General features: G+C 49.7%; 4 protein-coding genes. 3 read left to right on the top strand and 1 reads right to left on the bottom strand.

What is annotated here, in order from left to right; translation table 11 throughout:
- Positions 1 to 351: 351 nt before the first annotated feature.
- Positions 352 to 2133: a transporter substrate-binding domain-containing protein gene (locus B3157_RS11210; RefSeq protein WP_292590572.1), complete on the bottom strand. Its 1782-nt coding sequence runs from the start codon at positions 2131 to 2133 to the stop codon at positions 352 to 354.
- 254 nt (positions 2134 to 2387) lie between these two features.
- Here B3157_RS11210 and B3157_RS11205 point away from each other — a divergent pair, with 254 nt between their 5' ends.
- From B3157_RS11205 to B3157_RS11195, 3 genes are read left to right on the top strand one after another with little or no spacing between them, the layout of a single operon-like run.
- On the top strand, positions 2388 to 2711 hold the full coding sequence (locus B3157_RS11205; RefSeq protein ID WP_292590571.1) for a 4Fe-4S binding protein: 324 nt from the start codon (positions 2388 to 2390) through the stop codon (positions 2709 to 2711).
- Between the two features lie 21 nt (positions 2712 to 2732).
- A complete protein-coding gene (locus B3157_RS11200; protein WP_292590570.1) occupies positions 2733 to 3692 on the top strand; it encodes a radical SAM protein in 960 nt (319 codons plus the stop codon).
- 3 nt (positions 3693 to 3695) lie between these two features.
- The gene (locus B3157_RS11195; protein ID WP_102819283.1) at positions 3696 to 4019 is read left to right on the top strand and encodes a NifB/NifX family molybdenum-iron cluster-binding protein; all 324 of its coding nucleotides are present in this window, start codon (positions 3696 to 3698) and stop codon (positions 4017 to 4019) included.
- Positions 4020 to 4290: the final 271 nt, after the last annotated feature.

Raw genomic sequence — 4290 nt, 5'->3', positions numbered from 1 at the left:
GACCGTTGACGGACAACGTTGTTTTGAGCAGCGACCAGCGGGTTCATCGCTTTGAAGTGCACAGCGGCTCTTTCGGAGAACGGTGAACCGTTAACGGTTAACTTGGTTTTATGAAACTTGCAACTCAGAACTTGTAACTTGGAACTGATTCTTTCCGGAGAACGGCGAACCGTTCAACGGTCAACCAGGTTCTCTTGCTCTTTCCTACCACGAACCCGCAACCCCCAACCCCGTTCTTATGCTTTCTCTTACAACTCAGAACTTGTAACTTGGAACTGTACTACACACACACCCTAACGGCAGGAAGGCCGTAAACGCTTTCCTGCCACTATAATCATGTATGTTTCGTTTTTACTCGACTACTATGTTAATCGCAAAGGTCTGTATTGGATGGACGCTTTCCCAGGGGCGCCTGAGGGAGAATATCACAACTGTCTCGCCGGGTTGCTGGGCTTCGAATACCCACTGGACATTATAAGGAGCTCCCACAAGTTGGGAATCGTCAAAGAACTTTCTTTCGAAGATCGAGCCCTCGTAGATCAGCGAAACGACGTTTGGATTGGTTATCTTTACGTCCCAGATATAACCTGTGGAGCCGTTCTCCTGGAGTTCCATGGTAGCTATTTCGCCTACGGAGAGGGTGTTCATGGAGGTTCGAAGACCCTTGACATCAAGATGGGAGGAATTCCAGAGCAGCGATGTCACGAGCATGTTCGGCACGAATTCTCTGATTGTTTCTTCGAAGGTTCCGTCGCGCTTCATTTCGTCGAGAGTCTTCTGGAAGCTCAGAATCATACCGAAGTTCGTTCCCTTCGAAGCTGCGATGTAGAAGTAGTTTGTTTGAAGCTCAATAAGTGCTTCCAGGTCGTCCATGCTGTAGCCTGCATTCTTGACGAGCTCGCCGACAGTGAGGTCGGTGAAGACTGCCAGATCTGTTTCGCCTTCGAAAAGCTGTACGACGGTGTCGAGAGGATCGAGAGAGCTCACGAGGTTCTCGAAGCCCATCTCCTTCAGGAGCTGTTCAGTCCACCAGTTCGTCGTAGTGCCTATGGCCGCGACAGTCTTTGCGGACTCGAGGTCTGTAACTGGGGCGACTGTGTCTTTGCGGGCGTAGAGGTAGGCGGTGTTCTTTCCCACCGGTCCGATCCACTCGAAGTTATCCCTTCGTTGCTCGGTCTGGTCCATGCTGAAGAGGAAGACGTTCGGCAGATTCGAGGCCAGTTCATAGCCTATTGACCATGGGACGATCAGGATCTCGCCAGACATATCGTTTCTACGGAGGATCTCCTTTACCATTTCGGTTACGAAGCCCGTCGGTTCTCCATTTTCACCTTTGAAGGTAACGGGCGGGTACTCCTCGGTCAGGAAGGTGTAGGTGCCGGGAACGGGCTGCCCGGGGAACCATTGGCCGTAGAGTTCGGAGAAGGAGCCGGATGCCTTGAGACCGTCGAGAGCCTTCTGGAATGCGCTCACGATTTCGGAGGGGACGTCCTTCGAGAAACCGAGGTATGTCATGTCCAAGTCGATCGCGACTGTTGGCACGAGAAGATTAGAGGCCTGTTCTTTCTGGAGTAGCTGTCGTAGAACTGCCGAGTTGAAGGGCGCGAGGTCGATTTCCCCGACAAATAGGGCATCGAGCAATGACTCCTCGTCTTCAAAAATGATTAGGTTGTCGAATCCCTGCTCCTCTAAGAGTTTGTGGGAGTAGTATTCTCTAACCACGCCCACCGAGTTTGCGTTTCTGACGTCCTCCAGCGATTTGAATTCACTTGAGAGCTCTTCTCTTGTGTAGAGGTAAGTGTTCGTTATGACAACGGGGCCTACCCACTGATAAAGAGCTTTTCTCTGGGTCGTGAAGACAAGAGAGGGAATGCAGTATCTCCCTTCGCCCTGTAACATTTCGAGGGCTTCGTCGAATTTAACGGGTCTCATCTCGACGTCGATGCCCGTTTCGCTTTCCAGTGATTCGATCAGATCGACGAGGAAGCCCTTCAGATGGCCTTCATCCAGGTAACTGAAGGGATCGTAATCGGGATTTACAAGGAAGGTAATGGGCTGGGCCAGGCCCACAGCCGATAGAAAAAGAACAAGGATAATGGAAAAGACGGCTTTCTTGGAAATATAAGATTTCACTTTTCTGCACCTCCAACTGAGTGTGTTATGATTCCTATTCTAGACGAAATCTCACGTTTCACAAGCAACAATTATTACTGGCGAAGCTTATTGGCAAGTGGTCGTCTCACTCGGGCAGCTTTTGGAAGCAGCTTCTTTTCAGGATGTTCGTCAGAGTATTCCGGAAATTTGTAAAAGGGGATTTTGAAGTGAGTTTTGAAGTGATATAAGATATATGCAATAAACATATATAATGAAAAAAGGAGATGTTTAAATTGCCTTGGGTAAGAGAAGATATGTGCACCGGATGCGGACTGTGTATCAAAGCCTGTCCGGTGGAAGGAGCAATCGTAATGAAGGCGGGCAAGGCGTACATAAACAACGCGCTTTGCACCAGATGCGGGGATTGTTTCAGTGCCTGTCCGGTGAATGCAATAAGGTCAAACTCTGAAAATCCCTCTCTTAGAGCCGGTGGAGGAGGATACGGCATCGGCCGTGGAACCGGTTCTGGACAGGGAAGAGGACTGGGACGAGGTATGGGGGGAGGCAGACGCGGAGGAGGACAGGGAAAGGGCATGGGAGGACAGGGAGGAAGATAGCCAAACAATATCGTTAGGGATGTGATTCGTTTGAGTCATGTATACGGAGTGGTGCCTTCAAGAAGACTTGGCAGATCGCTTGGGATTTGCACGATACCGTTCAAGACATGCAATTACTCGTGTATTTACTGCCAGCTAGGAAGAACGACGAATATGACCAATACCAGGCAGACCTTCTGTCCGCCTGAGGAGATTCTATCCGAGGCAAGAAGGTTTATAGAGGCTCACGGTGAAGAGTCGTTCGACGTTGTGACGGTTGTCGGAGAAGGTGAACCGACTCTGTACAAGCCCTTGGATTCCATAGTGAATGGACTAAGAGAACTGACAGATAAGCCGCTTGTGCTAATCACAAATGGCTCTCTTTTATTTGAGAGATCATTAAGAGAAGAGATAATGGATTTCGACATTGTGATGCCGACCTTCGATGCCATTGACGAGGAGAGCTTCAGAAAAATAAACAGACCCTTTGGAAAGCTAAGGTACAAAAGAGTATACAATGGTTTGCTGGAGTTTTCGAAGGAATTCAAGGGTGAAATCTGGCTGGAAGTAATGCTCGTAAAGGATTACAACGACAGTGACAAATCTCTTGGAGAGCTGAAGAATAGGATCGAACTGCTGGCCCCGGCAAGAGTGTACATAAATGTTCCTGCTAGGCCACCGGCAGAAGAAAATGTAGAAATACCTGAAGAAGAGACGCTTAGATATGCCCGCTCCCTTCTGAAGGCGGAGAGTATCGAGAACCTCCCGGTCAGCAGCTTCACTACCTCTGAGAAAAAAGCGCTGGATGCAGTGATCGAGATCATCAAGCGCCATCCGATGTCGGAGAAAGACATAAAGAGTTTTGTGGAGGCGGAGTTCAATGAGGAATCGGTCGGAGATCTTCTGAAGAGACTTAGCAAGAATCCGAACGTCGAGAAGAACTCCTATCGCGGGAAGGATTTTTACAGATACATCCTTGCAGGAAGACGATCAGGAGGATGAGAGATGGGAAAGTTAATCGCAATCGGGACCAACGACGGCTTCAAATTGAACGACGACCACTTCGGGCAGTCAAGGTACTACGACATTTATGAGCTTGACGAAGGCAAATGCGCCGTCAAGCTGGAAGCAAGGCCTAATCCTTATTTCGAGAATCATAAGCATGCGGAACTCGACGAGATCCTCCAGGTTATCGGTGACTGCCCTGTATGGATCGGGGCAGCAATGGGCCAGGGATCGCTGAAAAAGCTCGCCGAGATGGACTACGAGCCGGTGATTCTGGAGCCGATGACAATTGAAGAGGCATTGAAGGCCTATCTCAAAGAATAACGTTGATGGCTTCGTCACGGCCAGTCGAGCTTTTAAACGAAGACGGCTCTAAACAGCGTACAGCGGGTTCACCGTTTTTAAGCGTGCAGCGGATCTTCAGGGCGAGATCCCGTGCAGGTGCATCACGGGATGACCCTGAGGTCGGAAAAATAGGGACTCCATTTTTAGAAACAAGAGCAGTTCTTCCTTCATAAGAGCGTGCAGAGAGCCGTCCTTCGACCTTCGTCCAGGAGCGTGGACCCGTCCTTGGGAAGAGCGGGAGAAGAGCAGT

This window comes from Mesotoga sp. UBA5557 (assembly GCF_002425715.1).
In the GTDB taxonomy this organism is placed as follows: Bacteria; Thermotogota; Thermotogae; order Petrotogales; family Kosmotogaceae; genus Mesotoga.
Note: the sequence above shows the minus strand (reverse complement) of the source record. Positions and strands in the feature narration are given on the sequence as shown.

What these genes read in the sequence shown, in the direction of transcription:
- B3157_RS11195 (WP_102819283.1), top strand. Translation starts at nt 3,696, where the DNA reads ATGGGAAAGTTAATCGCAATCGGGACCAACGACGGCTTCAAATTGAAC.